This is a genomic window from Halobacillus salinarum (assembly GCF_022919095.1).
Taxonomy (GTDB): Bacteria; Bacillota; Bacilli; order Bacillales; family Halobacillaceae; genus Halobacillus_B; species Halobacillus_B salinarum.
Window position 1 is genome coordinate 349705 of sequence record NZ_CP095073.1, and the last position, 17270, is coordinate 366974.

Below are 17270 nucleotides of genomic sequence, written 5' to 3' on the forward strand. Positions count from 1 at the left end.
TTCTGTTGGTCTTCTTTTCGGACTTTGCTGAATGAAGTAGGATAAAGATAAATGATTAGGAACGGAGACCATTTCTTTACTCGGTTCTTTATTTTGGACTAAGAGTAGGATAGGAGGAAAAGACTCATGAAGATCGTTGTGATTGCCGATACCCACTTTAAAAAAGAAGTCAAGCTCCCGCAGCCATTGATTAACGCTTTACAAAAAGCCGATCTAATCATCCATGCCGGTGATTGGAAAACGCCTGCTCTCTATGAAGAACTCAAGCAGTATGCCCCGGTGGAAGGGGTGTATGGAAATATCGATGAAGAGGATATCCAAGCGCTTTTTCCAGATAAGCAAGTGCTTGACATCAAAGGGCACACCATCGGCTTAGTCCACGGTCACGGTGAAAAGAAAACGACTGAAAAACGAGTTGTTGAAGCGTTTCAAGACGAAGCTGTCGATCTTATTATCTTTGGGCATTCCCATTTACCGCTGCTTCGCTTTGTCGGTAAACGGCTGTTATTTAATCCAGGCTCGCCGACAGATAAACGCAGGATGCCTTATTATTCCTTCGGTGTGCTGACGATTGATGAGGAGCTGACGGCAAGCCATCACTTCTTCCCCAGTAAGAAGTGAAAATAATTTTAATGAAAATTATAAAGTTATGAAAGGAATTTTACTAGTTAAGTCGAAGTAGTAAAGAGAACGCTTTCTTATAGTGTTTGAATAATAGAGTGAAAAGGGGATTTTTATGAGTCAGAATCTATTTCGTTTGGATGGGAAAGTAGCTGCCGTAACAGGGGCGACACGAGGGATCGGTCGTTCTGTCGCAATCGCACTCGCTGAAGCCGGAGCCGATGTAGCGCTGTTACAGAGAAATCCAGATCAATTAGATGTCAAAAATGAAATCGAAAACCTGGGCCGGACGTGCCGTACGATACCATGTGATTTGAGTCAGACGGAACAAGTGAAAGAAGCCATTCCACAGGTGGTCTCTGAATTTGGAAAAATTGATATTCTCGTGAACTGCGCCGGCATCCAGCGCCGTTCTCCATCGGTTGATTTTCCTGAAGAGGACTGGGATGAGGTTATTAATATTAACTTAAAAACGGTCTGGCTGTTATGCCAGCAGGCCGGCCGCTACATGGTTCCGCAAAAAAGCGGTAAGATTATTAACTTTGCTTCACTGCTTTCGTATCAGGGAGGAATCACCGTTCCTGCCTATGCGGCCTCTAAAGGCGGTGTCTCCCAAGTAACGAAAGCGCTCTCCAATGAATGGGCGCAGCATAACGTAAATGTCAATGCGGTTGTACCAGGCTATATTGCAACGGACATGAACACCGCTCTCATTAATGATGATAATCGAAACAAGCAGATCCTTGACCGCATCCCGGCAGGCGACTGGGGCAAGCCTGACGATTTCAAGGGCACGGCTGTATTTTTAGCCTCAGATGCATCGAACTATGTGCACGGCCATCAGTTAGCTGTTGATGGAGGCTGGCTGGGAAGATAAACCCTTTCAGTCAAAGAAACCCTAAACCACTCTCGGTTTAGGGTTTCTTTTGGCAGGTGGGGCAGTAATAGCACCTTCTTGAGCCGGCTTTCATTTTTACAATTTCCGTACCCTCGATCCGGCAGGGTTTACCTTCCCGGTTAAACACCCAGTGGCGGTAATCGTTTCGTTTTGCCCCGTTTGCCTTCAATTGATTAGCAAGGTCAAGATCATTCGTGACTCCTTGATGGCGGTACGACTGCCAGGGGAGCTGAATACAGGCTTCAGCGGCTTGATGTAACTGCTCATTCGTACAATCTGCGGGTCTTAAGTCCGGATGGATGCGGGCTTTGAATAATAGTTCACTGCGCAAATAATTGCCGATCCCTGCGATAAACGATTGATCCAGCAAGAGAGACGTCCACTTCCTGAGCCGAAATCTTTTAGATAGAAAACGCTCCTTTAATTCCTCGACCGTAATCGCGTCGTTCAAAGGATCGGGACCAGCTTTTTTTATAAACGGGTGGTCTTCGACTTCCTCATTTCTTAATACTTCAATCTCAGAGGCACTGTATAGAAGCGCAGACTTTTTTTCATTATGGATGGCGAGTCTAAGCTGCCGGTTGGTAGAGGGATAATTGTACGCGTTTCTCACATACCATTTGCCATATAATTGATTATGTGTGTAGATCGTAAAGCTGTTTTCAAATCGAATCAGCATGGCTTTTCCTTTGGTTTCCACTTTCTCCACGGAAAGACCTTGCAGCTGTTTTTCATAGCCTTTCAATGCTTCAAAGGCAAAAAAAACCTCGAGTGCCGGCCCTTTTAGGAGCGCCTCTTCCATTTGATCGGCAGCCTTTCGGATTTCTGGTCCTTCAGGCATAAACGAGCTCCTCTCATACTCAGCTTGTTTCATTTTACAGCAAGATCAATCGGTTGACCGTCTTTGTCATAAAATAAGACGTAAGGAACCCTTACAATTCCTTACGCCCTGTTATTTCAGCAGATCCATATTAACTGGACATGAACTGTCCGCCGTTAATATGGATGAACTGCCCGGTCATATAGGTGGAGTCATCAGAAGCAAGCAGCACATAGCTTCCGACGTGCTCGACGGGCTGTCCTGGTCTTCCCATCGGTGTGTTCGTCCCGAATTGTTCGACTTTATCCTCTGGGAAGGTGGACGGAATTAATGGCGTCCAAATCGGTCCAGGTGCGATCCCATTGACACGAATCCCTTTATCGACGAGCTGTTTTGCCATCGAACGAGTAAAGGCGACGACCGCTCCTTTTGTTGCGGTATAATCGACCAATTCCGGATTCCCATAATAAGGGTTAATCGAAGCCGTGTTAATAATAGCACTGCCTGCTTCTAGATGAGGGAGCGCGGCTTTGGTCATATGAAACATGGAAAAGATATTGGTGCGGAACGTGCTTTCCAGTTGTTCTGTTGAAATAGTAAGAAGATCATCCGTCGGGTGCTGTTCTGCTGCGTTATTAACGAGAATATCCAGTTTTCCAAGCTTATCAACCGTTTGTTTAACGGCATCCTGGCAAACTTGTTCATCTCCGACATCACCAGGGATCAGGATGGCGCGACGGCCCTCTGCTTCGACTTTCTCTTTCGTAAGTTCCGCATCTTCATGCTCTTCCAGGTAGGAGATGGCCACGTCCGCTCCTTCTTTGGCATACCCAATAGCAACCGATCTGCCAATCCCGCTGTCACCGCCCGTAATCAGCGCCACTTTGCCGGATAATTTATTTCCGCTTTTATAATCCTCATCGGCGTGCAGCGGCTGTGTCTTCATCGCTGCTTCTTTTCCAGGCTGCTTTGCCTGCTGTTCGCCTGTCTGGCCTTGCGTTTGACGGTTCATACGATCCATAGTACCTGCCTCCTTAGCATTTGGGACTTTTTACAAGCTTTTATGATTGATTCCACGTCATAAAAAAATCAAACCTTTTCTACGGTATTTATTTTTGTAAAATAATAAACTCGAGTTCTGTTTAGAACTCGAGTAAAGTTTAAAATTCAGCTGTAATCGGCAGCATAAATGATTCATTTTCCAATGGAAACGTCCCTCGAACCATTAAAGTCGTGCCGCGATTGTAAGTTACCGGTGTAAAAGATCCTCGTAATCGATCCGGGTTAAAAAAGACATGAACTTCTTTGAACGGCTGGGAAATCAAGGAGCAGATTTCCTGTAGATCCGGCATGTACGAACCGATACAATCATACAGTTCCAGCCTTCCGTGAACGACTTCAAACAGTAACAAAAGGTCCAGCGACTTTGCGTAATACAAATGGGAAGAGAGTTCTGTCTGGTACATATTTAAATAAAAGGAGGTTTTATAAGTAAGCGCTGTCATTTCGTGGGACGCAGGTTCATTTTCTTTTAAAAGGCGCCGGATCAGCTGCAAATCGTTGTCTTCAAATAGATCCAATAAGCGAAGTTCATCACTGTCTGTCGGCGGGTGGCTGTAAGAAGCTGTGAAATAATATTCCGGAACTTCCCTGAATCCAAAAGAGGTATACCGGTCAGGCTCATCGGTATAAAGGAAGCTGCGTTCATACTTTTCATCAATCGTTTCCAGCATCAGTTTAAACAACGTTTTCATTAACCCTTCTCCGCGATAATCCGGATGGGTCATGACGGATTGGATCCCGGCGGATTGATAGATTTTTCCCTTCATAATTAGAGGCATATCAAAAAAAGCTGTATTGGAGATGGCCTGATTATCGATAAAATAGGTGAACGGACGATACGTATGGTCCCAAAACCCGTTGTGATAGAGTTTTTTAAAGGCTTCCTGTGGGATATTAAACACTTCTTGAAACAATGGATATAACCGTTCCCGCTGGTGGTCGATGTTTGCGTACGCCTGGTCAAAGGTAAGTAATTTCATCCGATCTCCTCCCTGATTTCTATGGGTAATATACAAACTATTCAAAATATTCCTTATGTTATACTATAGCGGTTTTTAACTAGAAAAGGTATAGGAAGTTTTGTTGAACCATCGCAATTATTGTTCCAAAATGGGAGATAGGACCTACTATTATTCCAGTGATTATTCTTGATGGAAACATTTACATAAAGAAAGGAGAATTTTATGACTGTTCAACGAACAAAGGAGTCTTCATTTCGGGGAAGTAACCGCGAATTGTTCTATGTTGGATACCTTATTATCCTTTCGCTGCTGTCTGTGCAGCTGCCTTTTGATGTAAAGTACGCCTTGATTCCATGGCTGATCGTTTTAGCTGTTGATTTCTATTTATCCAATACCAGCTATAAGCGGATGAAAGTAACCGCGATCATCGTTTTGATTCTACTCGTGATTTTCACATAAAAAAAGCCGGGACTTATAAAAAAGTCCCAGCTAAAGTCTGTTCTCTAACGTTCGTAAATGCACGGCGCTTTTCGAACGATGGTGAAATCTTATCCTGAATCTTTCCCCTTCATTCGGATGTTAAAAGGACTAAACCAGTCTTTACCCGGCCCTTTTAGGATACTTATTAAGTGAAATATTCGAGTGAAGCTTCTGGAAAATACTTTTTAATGTATCCACCCAGCGTATCCTGGATATCCTTTTGTTCTTCTTTTGGATAGACATACTTCCCGATTCCGTAACGCCCCCATTTATACATCCGCTTTTCTTCATCCATTTCAAGCTTGGTCATCGGATAGTTTTTTTGAATCACACGCTTTGCTGGTTTCGTAAACCGGTGCTGAATGAGTTCAAAGGAAAGATCCTTCACGGCGTAGTCCGGCAATTGGTCATGAAGCTTCTCAAACAATTCCTGGTAGCCTTCCTTCCACTCTTCGTATAAATAAATCGGTGCGATAATAAAGCCTAGTGGATAGCCGGCCTCCGCTACCTTGACCGCGGCCGCAATTCGTTCATCCAACCGGGACGTCCCGGGTTCAAGAAACTTGATGACGTAGTCCGCGTTCATACTGAAGCGGAAACGTGTCCGCCCGTTATGCCTGGCATCCAGGAGATGATCGACGTGGGCAAATTTTGTGACGAAACGAAGGCGTCCATATTCAGATTTTCCAAAGTATTCAATCGCCCGTTTCAAGGTGTGGGTAAGATGGTCGACTCCGACAATATCCGACGTACAAGAAGCTTCGAAGCGTGTTTCCTCAGGAGCCCGCTCCTTCATGTATTGTTCAGCGGCGTCAAAGATTTCCTCTGTATTCACATACGTGCGGATATAAGGCTTGCTTCCCATCGTCGTTTGTAAGTAACAGTAATGGCAGTGCCCCATGCATCCGGTAGCAAAAGGAATAGCATACTCAGCAGAAGGCTTGGAACTGTCGAATTTTAATGTTTTGCGAATCCCGACGACAAGCGTGGATTTAGCTACACGGTATTTTTGAAAATCATTTTCCCCCGGGAGGTTGCGGACCTGGTTATGGGAGGTCGTTTCACGAATTTCAATTCCCATATGTTCAAATTTCTCCTTCAGTTCTTTCCCTAAGGGATAATCAAGCGCACGCGGTTCCATGTATACAAGTTGAGGTACGAATGGTTTTACCACTGTGGTCCCTCCAAATCAATGGTTCCAAACGCTTCTTCGTAAGCTCGTTCCGCTTCTCCGAGAGAAGCATACACGGCGATGTCAGAGTCTAGAGGAAAATAAGTGTCATACAAAAATAAGGCCAGCTCTCCAGGCTCTTCCGGATCTTTTACGACAGCAGCTTCCTGAACATTGGCTACATTAAAGGTGTGAGGGTTGCGGTAAATGACATATACGACGTCCCCTGCTCGATATTGCGGCTGATTCAAATCCATTCCAGTCACCTCTTTCCTTTCATTGTGCTCATTTTTCCACAACGGAAGTAAATTATTACAAAAACGGTGAATGAAACCTTCAGGTAATAATCGGATGTTAGGAGAAATAATGTAAGTAATAACAACGATGTATGCCGAGGCTGCGTGTGTTTAAATGATCAACCGGACGACCTGGGCTGATTAATGGGAAAGGAGCGATGAGGATGCCGATTTTATATGCGACGGAAGCTGATCTCAAGCAGATCTACCCTCATACGGGAACGGCGATTTCAGAAGGATCTCTTGGCTATTATGAGGGAAACAGTGTCATGGGCAGCAATATGATGCAGGCGGTCATTCGGAACGGAGGAAAAGTACTCGTAGTTAAAGAAAATGAACAAGTGTGCGGCTGGCTGCTCTATGGAATCCAGTTTGATGAATTTACGGGTGTTCCTTTTGGCTACTTATATGACCTCCACGTGTTCAAACGGTTTCGAAAAAGGGGCTATGGGAAAGCCCTGATGCAGACTGCGATTGATGAAATCAAAGCCCAGGGAATCAAAAAAGCAAGTTTGCTCGTGTACAAAGAAAATACCGCGATCGAGATTTATAAATCGCTGGGATTTAAGGAAACCTGTATCGTCATGCACAAACAGCTCGACTAATGACACATTGTTTCATGTGAAACATCAGTAAAACAGGACTGCGAGATAATGAAAAACCTCTTCTCTACAGACGAACAAAGAAGGGGGGAATTCTTAAGCCATGCTCTCCCCGCCTTACAAGAAGTTTAAGTTCAACTAACCTAAAAATCCGAACGATGGTGAAGTCTTATCGTAATAAGTTCACCTTCATTCGGATTTTATATTGGCTAATACTTTTTTGTCCCAGCCCCAATTTTTATTGGTGCTTATATGCAATGAGAATAATGTCTTCCGATGTTTCACTCTTCATGTGTTCTTCCAGCTGCTGAATCTCCTTAATCTGCTCCTCAGAAAGAGTCGCAGCATTGTATCCATCGAATGGCTGTGGTTGATTCATGTCTTTTCCCTCCCCTATCTTTTCTCTTAGCATCTGTCATCCCGCCAAAATTAACCTGGTGTAAATTTTTTCTGAATGTGTCCCCTGCTCTTGTTAAATATATCTTTTCGATATATTATATAGCTGGAAGATATAATAACCCACAGAACAGGAGGCTATTGATGTACGAACTATTCATTCTAGGAGAATTAATGGATAAGCCTATGCATGGCTACCTGCTTCAATACATTCTTGGGAAAGTGATCGGGCCGAACCGGAAAATGAGTTGGGGCGTCCTGTATCCGCTGATTGAAAGCTTGAAAAAAGACGGCTGTATTACTCAGGAATTCCCTCCTCATACAGGACCCGGCCGGCCGAAGAAAATCCTTAGGATTACGGAAACCGGAGAACAGCGTTTTTACATGCTCATGACTCAGCCGATGGACTATGATCAGAACACAGAAGATTTATTTGACGTGAAGCTGAGCAACTTCCATCACATCGATATCGGTGAAAAAATAACGATTCTTGAAGAATACCGCGGCTATTTAGCTTTTTTACGCGAGCATTTAGAAGAAAACCAGACGGTGGTTGAACAGGAGGCTGAAATTGCAGAGCAGGAAAAAGAAAGCATCCTGCTCGTTCTCACCCACCGGAAAAAACGGCTGCTCGCCGATGTAAACTGGGTGGAGCAGGAAATTACGAAACTTAAGGAGGCAAATACATGAATCAACAACCAACCAAACAATCCAGCTCAAAAAAATGGCTGGCGCTGGCAGCCGTATGCTTCGGCCTGTTTATGGCGCTGCTTGATGTAACGATTGTCAATGTGGCATTGCCAACGATCCAACAAGAGTTCGATACCGATTTCAGCGAGCTCGAGTGGATTGTGAACGCCTATACGCTGATATTTGCCGTGGCATTAATTACGGTAGCGAGGCTGGGAGATATTTTTGGCAGAAAATTATTTTTTATGCTGGGACTGGCCGTGTTCACGATCGGTTCTCTCCTCTGTGCACTGGCACCGGGCATTAATTTCCTTAACATATCCAGAGGGATCCAAGGACTGGGGGCATCTGCGATGATGTCGCTGTCGATGGCGATCATCTCCACGACCTTCTTTGGCAAAGAACGTGGTCTCGCCTTTGGAATCTGGGGAGGCGTAAGCGGCCTTGCTACAGCGATCGGCCCTCTCGTCGGCGGGGTGCTTGTCGAAAAAATCAATTGGGAGTCGATCTTTTACTTGAACCTCCCGATCGGCTTGCTCGCCTTAGTGATGGCCTTCTTTTTCATTAAAGAAACGAAGGATGAGCAGGTTTCGAAATCCATCGATATCTGGGGATTTCTGCTGATCACTGCAGCGATGTTCTGCCTTGTGTTCGGGCTGATTGAAGTGAATAAATCCGACCTCGGCTGGACGTCACCGGAAATCCTTGCCCTTCTGGCTGGAGCGGTAATCAGTTTTATCGCTTTTATTCTTGTGGAATTGAAAATTAACAATCCGATGGTTAATCCGAGAATTTTTAAGAATCTCAGTTTTTCAGGTGCCTGTATTGCAGCATTCAGCTTAAGCGCCGGGGTGTATGCGCTCTTCTTTTATTTAACGCTGTACCTGCAGAATTATTTAGGCTTTTCGGCCTTGGAAGCAGGTATGCGTTTTCTTGCGATCAGCGGCTTCGCCTTAGTGCTCGGGCCGGTCTCCGGTACGGTCACGTCGAAAGTAGGCGCAAAGCCTGTGATCGTGACCGCGTTAAGCATTCTCGCCCTATCTGACTTTATGATGATGCTCGTGTCGGATACCCAGGACCAGAGCAACTGGATCTATTTACTACCGGCGTTTCTTGTTGCCGGCGTGGGCAATGGTTTAATCAACCCGCCGATTTCCACTACGGCTGTAGATACGGTTCCGAACCGGATTGTCGGGATGGCTTCCGGCGTCAATAACGTGTCCCGGCAGATTGGCATTGCCTTTGGAACCGCTTTTCTTGGCGCCCTGCTCTCCAACCAGTATGTCGATGCCATTCGGACAAATATTGAGAAGCTGTCTTTTCAAGGAGCTCCTAAGGGACGAAAGAGCAGATCATCGAAGGGATATCAGCTGCGGGACCGATTGCCGGGAGTCAGGGGCTAAAAGGAGCGGGAGCAGAGAAATACCAAAGCATGCCCGGCTTTTCAAAAATCCAGGACATTGCTCAGACCGCTTTCGTGAACAGCTTAGACCAGGTTTTTGTGGCGGCTGGTGTCATTTTATGTTTAGGTGTAGTCTTCAGCTTCCTCTTTATTAAGAAAAGCGATTTTGTCGAATAAGGAAACAAGGCACCTCCAAAAGGTGCCTTTCAGCTTGTAGAGAAACCCCGTGTTTTTCTACAAGTTTTTTGTTTACCGCCAAGCGATGGCCCTTCCCTTTCCGCGGACGAGTGCCCGAGCACCTTCCAAAAGGTGCCTTTACCTTTGTTCCAGCATCCTTTTCCCTCTTTGAACAGCTGTTTTTGCAAAAGCAAGGAGCTCCTGCTTTTCCGTCTGCCTCCCCCCTCTTCTGCCTAAGCGAAGTTCTAACGCATGATTCAGCAGTTCGCTGTAGTCGTGAAAAGCGGCCTTTCCCCACTGGAGAGCCTTTTCTTTACTACAAATCTCTTTTTGTGAAAGAGTATACAAAATTCTGGTTATCCCACTCGTTACCCATACCATGTCTTCTTCGGTGAGCTCTCTGTCTTTCATTCTTTCAAGGTAGGATGGCCAATAGTCATTGATATGGCCGTCCATTTCATCGAGCACCTGTTCAAAGCTGATTTTCGGCTGCAGACGCGGTCCGTACAACGTTTTTCGGAGCGTCCACCAGGTGACAGCATTGATATTGTGGTGCCCCTCTTCGTGAACACTCCTTCATTCATGAAAGGATAAGGCGAAATTTCGCCAGGATCCTTTTCATAGACAGGAACCGGTAAAAACATGACATCCAACCGGTTGGCAAACGCGCGGTTTTCCAGCAGTAATTGTTCGTGAAAACTTCGCAGGCCCGTGGTATGCTCCTTTACTTGGCGTTTTGTTTGAAAGAATACGATGAGGTCCCAGTCGCTTTGCTCAGGGTTAAATGCTCCGATGCCTCCGGATCCGTACTGGTAGATGCCTGCTATATGTTCTCCAAACGTATCAACGACCGCTTCGACGTATGTCTGAACAGTCTTCTCCATTTTTCTCACCTCTTTAAAAACTTCGATTCCGTTTATACACATCTACGAGATAAAAATTTTTTCTCCTCTTTCTAATATAAATGCTTTGCAATTCCTTTTTTATATTCCTATACTAGGGATACATATGCATCTATAGGTGAACGAAAAAATGATCCAACTGGAACTGGTAATTATTCCATATCCTAGATACTTTTCAAAGAAGAAATATGATAAAATAATCTAAGAGTGAAAACGGCATACGAATGCGCAGCAGCCGGAAGCCCTGCAGCGCTTTTTCTGTTTTTACACTATTTCCTCCTGTTCATAGGAGGAAGGTCGTATGCTGGATCGTAAAAAGGTGGTGTCTGATCGTGTTACATCCTTTTGGTCGTTTGTTCGGTCTGGGGGACAAGTCAGATTCGGATAATGACAACGAAGAATACAATCCTGACGAAGTTCTTCAAATACCCGTGCAGCGTGTTCAGCCAAACCGTTATCAGCCTCGAGCGATTTTTAACAGCGAAAAGATCAAAGAACTCGCCCAGACGATACATACGCATGGGATGATTCAGCCGATTGTCGTCCGTCGATTAAATGAAGAAGATTTTGAATTGATTGCCGGGGAACGGAGATGGCGTGCTGTCCAGACGCTTGGCTGGGAAACGATTCCTGCCATTATCCGTGAAATGAATGATTCACAAACAGCCTCTGTGGCCTTAATTGAGAACCTGCAGCGGGAAGAGCTGACTGTGATTGAAGAAGCGATGGCATATGCCAAGCTCATTGAAATACATGAATTAACCCAGGAGGCGCTGGCCCAGCGCTTAGGCAAGAGCCAGTCGACCATTGCTAATAAAATTCGTCTATTAAAGCTTCCGGAATCAGTCCAGCAGGCGATTATGGATAAGAAAATTACGGAACGGCACGCGAGAGCCTTAATCGGGTTAAAGGACCCGGAAGCTCAGGAGAAGATTCTCCAGGAGATTATCGAAAAGCATCTGAATGTCAAACAGACTGAAGAGCGGATCGCCAAGCTAGCCAACCCTGCGCCTAAGAAAAAGAAACCGAAGCTTAAAGGCGTCAATAAAGATATGAGGATTGCGATGAATACGATTCGCCAATCCCTTGATATGGTTACCGATACAGGAATTAATCTTGAAACGAACGAAGAAGATCATGACGACTATTATCAAATTACGATAAAAATCCCGAAGAAAAATTCTAATAAATGACCGCCTGCCCATCTTTTCTTCTGTAAAGATGGGTATTTTTAAGAGGAACGAACAGCGAAAACGAGCAAGGAACATATTTTCTGCCTTTTTTCCCTTTGGAAGAGTGGTAGAATAAAAGAAATATCATGTTGCAGCGATAATGAGTTTGAAAACGGATTCACGTTAGGAAGATAGAAAGAAAATGGATGAAAGAGGCAGGTGACACCATGGGTAAAGTGATTTCCATCGCCAATCAGAAGGGCGGCGTAGGGAAGACAACTACGGCAGTGAATTTAAGCGCATGCCTGGCTTATTTAAATAACAAAGTTCTTCTCGTTGATATCGACCCTCAGGGAAACGCGACGAGCGGCGTAGGGGTGGAAAAAGGAGACATGGACAAGTGCATTTATGATGTGCTCGTCGATGACGTCGAGGCAGTGGAAGTAAAGACTACTACATTGGTAGAAAATCTTGATGCGATTCCTGCGACGATCCAGCTCGCCGGGGCAGAGATTGAGCTGGTGCCTACCATTTCACGGGAAGTGAGACTGAAGCAGGCGATCGACAAAGTGAAGCATGAGTATGATTACGTCATTATTGACTGTCCTCCGTCTCTTGGCCTGCTGACGATTAATTCGTTAACAGCGTCAGATGCCGTCTTGATTCCGGTACAGTGTGAGTACTACGCTCTCGAAGGATTAAGCCAGCTGTTGAACACGGTCAGGCTTGTGCAAAAGCATTTAAATAAAGAGTTGAATATTGAAGGAGTTTTACTCACGATGCTTGATGCCAGGACGAATCTAGGCATCCAAGTCATCGATGAAGTTAAAAAATATTTTCAGGAGAAAGTCTATCAATCGATCATTCCCCGGAATGTCCGCTTGAGTGAAGCACCCAGCCACGGCAAGCCTATCATTTTATATGACGCCAAATCACGAGGGGCTGAAGTATATTTAGATTTAGCAAAGGAAGTGATAGCGAATGGCGAAAGGGTTAGGTAAAGGGTTAAATTCCATTTTCCCCGACCATGGGGAGGAAATTAGTGAAATCCATATTAAAGAATGCCGTCCCAATCCATATCAGCCTAGAAAACAGTTTTCTGATGAAGCGATAGATGAACTGAAGCAGTCGATCCAGGAGCACGGAATCCTCCAGCCTATCATTGTCAGAAAAAGTATAAAAGGCTATGAAATCGTCGTAGGCGAACGCCGATACCGGGCCGCTAAAGAAGCAGAATTAGAGAAAATCCCTGCTCTGATCCGCGAATTGACCGATGACCAGATGATGGAGCTCGCTCTGCTTGAGAATCTGCAGCGCGAGGATTTAACGCCGATTGAAGAAGCATGGGCTTACCAGAGCCTTATCAAAGAACTGGGTCTCACCCAGGATCAGCTGGCCGCCCGCTTAGGAAAAAGCCGGTCTCACATTGCCAATCTCGTTCGGCTCCTGTCTCTTCCTTCTGACGTGATGGGAAAAATAAACGAAGGCACGCTATCGATGGGACACGGACGCGCGCTTTTAGGTTTAAAAGATAAAGGCCAGCTTCCTTCTTTAGTGAATCGCATTGAAAAGGAAGGCTTGAACGTCCGGCAAGTGGAACGAATGATTGCAGAACTGAACGACCAGAAGCCTGTGAAGAAAAAGCAGGAGAAGCCGGTCGATCTGTTTCTTAAGGAACAGGAAGAGACATTAACCCAGCGCCTCGGCACCGGGGTGACCATTCATAAAGGCAAGAAAAAGGGCAAGATCGAAATCGAGTTTTTTAACGATGAGGATTTAGAGCGGCTCTTGCATTGGTTTGAAATCAAATAGCAGAAAATGGGCTTGGTGGTGGCAGAACCGCCGGGCTTTTTTTGTGCGGCTGACTAAACATATATAGGAGAGAAAAGTATGGTTTTATTAGGAGCTGTAGTCAACGGAGCCTGCATTTTTATTGGGACGTTGCTCGGATTGATTTTTACAAAGATTCCCGAACGGTTTAAAGAGACCGTCATGAGCGGCATCGGGCTTGCCGTTCTGTTAATCGGCCTGCAGATGGGCTTTAAAACAGACAATATTGTCATCGTCCTGATCAGCTTGTTAACAGGCGCAGTGATCGGCGAAGCGATTCACCTGGAAGCGAAGCTTGAATTCATCGGCCGCTGGGTGGAACGGACATTTGCCGCAGACAAGAATGCCTCCACTGGCCTGGCTCAAGGGTTTATTACTGCTTCGCTGATCTTCGTCATCGGGGCTTTATCTGTTGTCGGAGCCTTGGACAGCGGACTTAGGAACGATCACGAAGTGCTGATTACTAAAGCGGTCATCGATGGGTTTGTGGCGCTTGTCCTCACGTCTACGTTAGGGATCGGCGTGATTTTTTCCGTGATCCCGGTCGTCCTTTATGAAGGTTCGATCGCTCTGTTTGCGACTCAAATCAACCGGTGGGTACCCCCGCATATGCTCGATCTGTTTATTACCGAAATGACAGCGACCGGCGGTTTGCTGATCGTTGCAATTGGGCTGAATTTGCTGAAATTAACAAAGATCCGTGTGGCGAACCTGCTGCCTTCGTTAGTGATGGTCGGAGTGGTCTTATATATTGCTGAAAAATTTTAGCCTCGTTACAGCTGCTGCTTTTTCGGGCGGATCGTAATCGTCTGGTACGGTACCCTCGGTTTACTTTTTGCCCGGACGGAATCGGTGAGCTGGATCGCGGCCGCTACTTTAGCTGCCATTTTCATGACGGTATGAAGTCTTGTGTTCTGCAAAACTACGTATTCCATAAAACCGCTGACGTTCACCATGCCGCTGATATGAAGATCTCCGACCGGAGGGAGTTCCTTTTTTAAAGCAGCTCCCGGAGCTATCGTGCCTTTGCCTAAAGAAACGCAGCCTACGGATGTGGATTTTCCGAGACAAGCATCAATCGCCAGAATAAACGGCTCCTGATGGGCTCGATGGATCGTTTTCATCCGTTCATTTAAGTTCAGGGCATGCAGGGGGTGTTCCAGCGTTCCATAAATTTGAAAGGTATGCAGCGTCTGTTCTTCAAGCATTGAGCCAATCAGCGGTCCAAACGCGTCCCCGGTTGAACGGTCCGTGCCGATACAAGCGATGATGACATCCTTCTCCGGCAGCCATTCTTCCAAATAAGCGCTTAATTCATGGACCATGCCGGCGTCTTCCACATTGACGCGGCGTTCATTTTTGGAAAACTTGTCCTTAAAATTCATAGCGACTCCTCCAGACACATAGTAGTAACAGTATATAAGTATGTCCATGGTTCTATACGTGGCAAATACACGAAGTTGGAGGAGCGGGCATGATAAAAGCAGGACTCAAATGGATGTTTTTAATTGTAGGAACAATGATTGGCGCAGGATATGCCTCTGGCAGAGAACTGTGGCAATTTTTTGGACAAGACTCAAGTTTGGCGATTCTGTTATTTGCCGTGATGTTTACGCTTTGCTGTGCAGCGATCATGGATATCAGCTTTAAAAAACAATCCGGCCATTATCTTCCTGTCCTGAAAGCGATTGTAGGGAAACAATTGACGGGTCTCTATGATTGGATGATCATTCTCTATTTGTTTACGACAACCGTGATTATGCTTGCCGGCAGCGGAGCCACCTGGCAGGCGTTTCACTTTTCCTATCGTTTTGGCGTGCTGATCATCGTCATTCCATTAATTTTCTTGTTCTTTTGGGATGTGAAGGGGATCATAGCTGTAAATGCCTTTGTTCTTCCGTTATTAATTACGGGTCTCTTATTTGTTTTGATTCTGTTTATCACGGATCATAAGCTGTCGCTTTTTGGACATGTCACTGAAATGAGCAACTGGATGTCGGCGTTTCCTTTTACGGCTTTAAATATTCTCCCTTTAATTGCCGTGCTTGGTGCCATCGGGAATAAAATGAAGTTCAGAGGAGAAATATGGATTGCTAGCCTGGGGAGCGGAGTAATTCTCGGGGTGATTTCTTATTTATACAACAACAGCCTGATCCAAATCTCTGATGAAATTATTTTGTACGAAATCCCCTTATTTGCGATTTTAAAGCATTACCCTTACGAAATGATGATCTTCATGTCGATGATGATGTGGATCGCTATTTTCACAACAGCAGCCTCAGGCACGCTGGGTCTCGTCACGAGATTCCGGGATTATCTACGCCAGCCGCTCTGGATTCTGGCGATGGCTGTGATCGCAGTCATGCTTCCGTTTACTTCCTTTGGCTTTTCCACCCTCATTGCTTATTTGTATCCGCTTTACGGAGTCCTTAATTTATACGTGTTAACGTCGCTTTTATTGTATCCGGTCCTGCATCGTTTCAAAATCCAGTAAAAACCTGTTAAAATATACTTCATATTCATCGGCGTACGGGAGGGACCGCTATGGATGAAGTCGTAACAAAATGGGATGAAACCGTTGCCTATGTCACCGGACCAGACCTTTGGGTAACTCTAGGTTTAGCTGCTTTAAAACTGATTTTCATCTTAGGGATGACTTATCTCATTATCCGTGTCACACGAAGAGTCACGACCCAGTTTTTTGAAAACCGGCGCAAGGGTCCATTTAAAATTACCCAGCGCAGGGAAGCAACTTTAAAAAAACTAGTCGTCAACACGATTAACTATATCGTTTATTTTACAGCGTTTATTATGATCCTGGATGACATCTTTAATCTCGATGTCGGTGCTCTGCTTGCCGGGGCGGGGATCGCCGGACTTGCGATCGGGTTTGGAGCGCAGAACCTCGTTCGTGATATCATTTCCGGTTTCTTTATCATTTTTGAAGACCAGTTTTCCGTCGGGGATTACATTCAAGCTTCCGGAGTAGAAGGATTTGTTGAGGAAATCGGCTTGAGGACATCCAAGATCAAAAGCTGGACAGGAGAAGTCAATATTCTGCCGAATGGTAACATTACGCAGGTGACGAACTTCTCGATTCATAACAGCGTCGCAGTTGTCGATGTCAGTATTGCCTATGAAGGAAATATTCAAAGAGCCGAAGAAGTTATTTCAAAGCTCTTGGAAGAGCTTCCGGAGCGGTATGAAAACTTAATTACGGTGCCTGAATTGCTGGGTGTACAGGCTCTTGGATCATCCGACGTCGTCATGAGAATTATTGCCGAAACGGAGCCTATGGAGCACTGGGGTGTTGCAAGGGCGATTCGTAAAGAAGTCAAAACCCGCTTGGATGCAGAAGGAATCGAAATTCCATTCCCTCGCCTTGTAATGTATTCCAGACATGACGAGGAAGACGAGAAAGAACCTGTTCATAACGGATCCAAATAGGAGGAAGGACCATGGCGGAGAAAAATTATCAGTTAAATGACATTGTGGAAATGAAAAAACCGCACCCGTGTGGAGAAAACCGCTGGAAGATCATCCGAATGGGTGCAGACATCCGTATTAAATGCCAGGGGTGCGGCCACAGCATATTAATCCCCAGAAGAAAATTTGAAACGAAATTAAAGAAAGTACTGGAAACGAGTGACCAATAACGAAAGCTATTTCTGCTTGCAGAGAACCCTTCAGGTTTTTCTGCAAGTTTTTTATTTGCCGGCAAAGAGAGAGAGAAAGGGTGTTTTTTATTATCGAAAAATGGTTTTATAGTCGTTTTCAGCGGGGTTTATT

At 45.3% G+C, this 17270-nt stretch carries 23 protein-coding genes; 14 read left to right on the forward strand and 9 right to left on the reverse strand.

The window, feature by feature from the left end; translation table 11 throughout:
* Positions 1 to 126 precede the first annotated feature (126 nt).
* Both MUN89_RS01970 and MUN89_RS01975 read left to right on the forward strand, forming a co-directional pair.
* A complete protein-coding gene (locus MUN89_RS01970) occupies positions 127 to 621 on the forward strand; it encodes a metallophosphoesterase family protein (RefSeq protein WP_244710953.1) in 495 nt (164 codons plus the stop codon).
* Positions 622 to 736: 115 nt separating this feature from the next.
* Positions 737 to 1498: an SDR family oxidoreductase gene (locus MUN89_RS01975; RefSeq protein ID WP_244710955.1), complete on the forward strand. Its 762-nt coding sequence runs from the start codon at positions 737 to 739 to the stop codon at positions 1496 to 1498.
* Between the two features lie 37 nt (positions 1499 to 1535).
* On the opposite strand, the gene nei is transcribed toward MUN89_RS01975, so the two are convergent.
* From nei to MUN89_RS01990, 3 genes are all read right to left on the reverse strand, one after another.
* On the reverse strand, positions 1536 to 2360 hold the full coding sequence (gene nei / locus MUN89_RS01980; protein WP_244710956.1) for an endonuclease VIII: 825 nt from the start codon (positions 2358 to 2360) through the stop codon (positions 1536 to 1538).
* 130 nt (positions 2361 to 2490) lie between these two features.
* Complete coding sequence (locus MUN89_RS01985) at positions 2491 to 3360, reverse strand: SDR family oxidoreductase (RefSeq protein WP_244710958.1); 870 nt, start codon at positions 3358 to 3360, stop codon at positions 2491 to 2493.
* A gap of 139 nt (positions 3361 to 3499) precedes the next feature.
* On the reverse strand, positions 3500 to 4381 hold the full coding sequence (locus tag MUN89_RS01990; protein ID WP_244710959.1) for a GNAT family N-acetyltransferase: 882 nt from the start codon (positions 4379 to 4381) through the stop codon (positions 3500 to 3502).
* A 204-nt stretch (positions 4382 to 4585) separates the two neighbouring features.
* Here MUN89_RS01990 and MUN89_RS01995 point away from each other — a divergent pair, with 204 nt between their 5' ends.
* Positions 4586 to 4822, forward strand: coding sequence for a hypothetical protein (locus tag MUN89_RS01995; RefSeq protein WP_244710961.1), 237 nt, complete (start codon positions 4586 to 4588; stop codon positions 4820 to 4822).
* A gap of 166 nt (positions 4823 to 4988) precedes the next feature.
* Here MUN89_RS01995 and splB read toward each other — a convergent pair whose 3' ends face one another.
* A complete protein-coding gene (splB, locus tag MUN89_RS02000) occupies positions 4989 to 6017 on the reverse strand; it encodes a spore photoproduct lyase (protein WP_244710963.1) in 1029 nt (342 codons plus the stop codon).
* The gene (locus MUN89_RS02005) at positions 6011 to 6271 is read right to left on the reverse strand and encodes a transcriptional regulator SplA domain-containing protein (protein ID WP_244710964.1); all 261 of its coding nucleotides are present in this window, start codon (positions 6269 to 6271) and stop codon (positions 6011 to 6013) included. The genes splB and MUN89_RS02005 overlap by 7 nt, the downstream gene beginning before the upstream one ends.
* A gap of 203 nt (positions 6272 to 6474) precedes the next feature.
* On the opposite strand from MUN89_RS02005, the gene MUN89_RS02010 reads away from it, so the two are divergent.
* Positions 6475 to 6915: a GNAT family N-acetyltransferase gene (locus MUN89_RS02010; protein ID WP_244710966.1), complete on the forward strand. Its 441-nt coding sequence runs from the start codon at positions 6475 to 6477 to the stop codon at positions 6913 to 6915.
* 235 nt (positions 6916 to 7150) lie between these two features.
* Here MUN89_RS02010 and MUN89_RS02015 read toward each other — a convergent pair whose 3' ends face one another.
* Complete coding sequence (locus tag MUN89_RS02015) at positions 7151 to 7291, reverse strand: hypothetical protein (RefSeq protein ID WP_244710967.1); 141 nt, start codon at positions 7289 to 7291, stop codon at positions 7151 to 7153.
* Between the two features lie 161 nt (positions 7292 to 7452).
* On the opposite strand from MUN89_RS02015, the gene MUN89_RS02020 reads away from it, so the two are divergent.
* Genes MUN89_RS02020 through MUN89_RS02030 form a run of 3 tightly spaced genes read left to right on the forward strand, consistent with a single transcriptional unit; the run spans position 7453 to position 9577 of the window.
* Positions 7453 to 7998, forward strand: coding sequence for a PadR family transcriptional regulator (locus MUN89_RS02020; protein WP_244710969.1), 546 nt, complete (start codon positions 7453 to 7455; stop codon positions 7996 to 7998).
* Complete coding sequence (locus MUN89_RS02025) at positions 7995 to 9401, forward strand: MFS transporter (RefSeq protein WP_244710971.1); 1407 nt, start codon at positions 7995 to 7997, stop codon at positions 9399 to 9401. The genes MUN89_RS02020 and MUN89_RS02025 overlap by 4 nt, the downstream gene beginning before the upstream one ends.
* A gap of 29 nt (positions 9402 to 9430) precedes the next feature.
* On the forward strand, positions 9431 to 9577 hold the full coding sequence (locus MUN89_RS02030; RefSeq protein ID WP_244710972.1) for a hypothetical protein: 147 nt from the start codon (positions 9431 to 9433) through the stop codon (positions 9575 to 9577).
* 138 nt (positions 9578 to 9715) lie between these two features.
* Here the strand turns inward: MUN89_RS02030 and MUN89_RS02035 are convergent, their stop codons facing one another.
* Both MUN89_RS02035 and MUN89_RS02040 read right to left on the reverse strand, forming a co-directional pair.
* Entirely contained in the window at positions 9716 to 10033 is a 318-nt protein-coding gene (locus MUN89_RS02035; RefSeq protein ID WP_244710973.1) for an aminoglycoside adenylyltransferase domain-containing protein, read from the reverse strand.
* Positions 9985 to 10461: a hypothetical protein gene (locus tag MUN89_RS02040; RefSeq protein WP_244710974.1), complete on the reverse strand. Its 477-nt coding sequence runs from the start codon at positions 10459 to 10461 to the stop codon at positions 9985 to 9987. The genes MUN89_RS02035 and MUN89_RS02040 overlap by 49 nt, the downstream gene beginning before the upstream one ends.
* Before the next feature lie 350 nt (positions 10462 to 10811).
* On the opposite strand from MUN89_RS02040, the gene noc reads away from it, so the two are divergent.
* From noc to MUN89_RS02060, 4 genes are all read left to right on the forward strand, one after another.
* On the forward strand, positions 10812 to 11672 hold the full coding sequence (gene noc / locus MUN89_RS02045) for a nucleoid occlusion protein (RefSeq protein ID WP_244710975.1): 861 nt from the start codon (positions 10812 to 10814) through the stop codon (positions 11670 to 11672).
* Positions 11673 to 11878: 206 nt separating this feature from the next.
* On the forward strand, positions 11879 to 12652 hold the full coding sequence (locus MUN89_RS02050; RefSeq protein WP_244710976.1) for a ParA family protein: 774 nt from the start codon (positions 11879 to 11881) through the stop codon (positions 12650 to 12652).
* Entirely contained in the window at positions 12633 to 13463 is an 831-nt protein-coding gene (locus MUN89_RS02055) for a ParB/RepB/Spo0J family partition protein (protein ID WP_244710977.1), read from the forward strand. The genes MUN89_RS02050 and MUN89_RS02055 overlap by 20 nt, the downstream gene beginning before the upstream one ends.
* Before the next feature lie 78 nt (positions 13464 to 13541).
* A complete protein-coding gene (locus MUN89_RS02060) occupies positions 13542 to 14249 on the forward strand; it encodes a DUF554 domain-containing protein (protein ID WP_244710978.1) in 708 nt (235 codons plus the stop codon).
* Positions 14250 to 14254: 5 nt separating this feature from the next.
* On the opposite strand, the gene yyaC is transcribed toward MUN89_RS02060, so the two are convergent.
* The gene (yyaC, locus tag MUN89_RS02065; protein WP_244710980.1) at positions 14255 to 14866 is read right to left on the reverse strand and encodes a spore protease YyaC; all 612 of its coding nucleotides are present in this window, start codon (positions 14864 to 14866) and stop codon (positions 14255 to 14257) included.
* A gap of 89 nt (positions 14867 to 14955) precedes the next feature.
* On the opposite strand from yyaC, the gene MUN89_RS02070 reads away from it, so the two are divergent.
* Genes MUN89_RS02070 through MUN89_RS02080 form a run of 3 tightly spaced genes read left to right on the forward strand, consistent with a single transcriptional unit; the run spans position 14956 to position 17137 of the window.
* Positions 14956 to 15975 (forward strand): YkvI family membrane protein, encoded by a 1020-nt coding sequence (locus MUN89_RS02070; protein ID WP_244710982.1) that lies wholly within the window; start codon positions 14956 to 14958, stop codon positions 15973 to 15975.
* A 50-nt stretch (positions 15976 to 16025) separates the two neighbouring features.
* Positions 16026 to 16928, forward strand: a complete 903-nt coding sequence (locus MUN89_RS02075) for a mechanosensitive ion channel family protein (RefSeq protein ID WP_244710983.1) — start codon at positions 16026 to 16028, stop codon at positions 16926 to 16928.
* Between the two features lie 11 nt (positions 16929 to 16939).
* On the forward strand, positions 16940 to 17137 hold the full coding sequence (locus tag MUN89_RS02080; protein ID WP_244710985.1) for a DUF951 domain-containing protein: 198 nt from the start codon (positions 16940 to 16942) through the stop codon (positions 17135 to 17137).
* Positions 17138 to 17270: the final 133 nt, after the last annotated feature.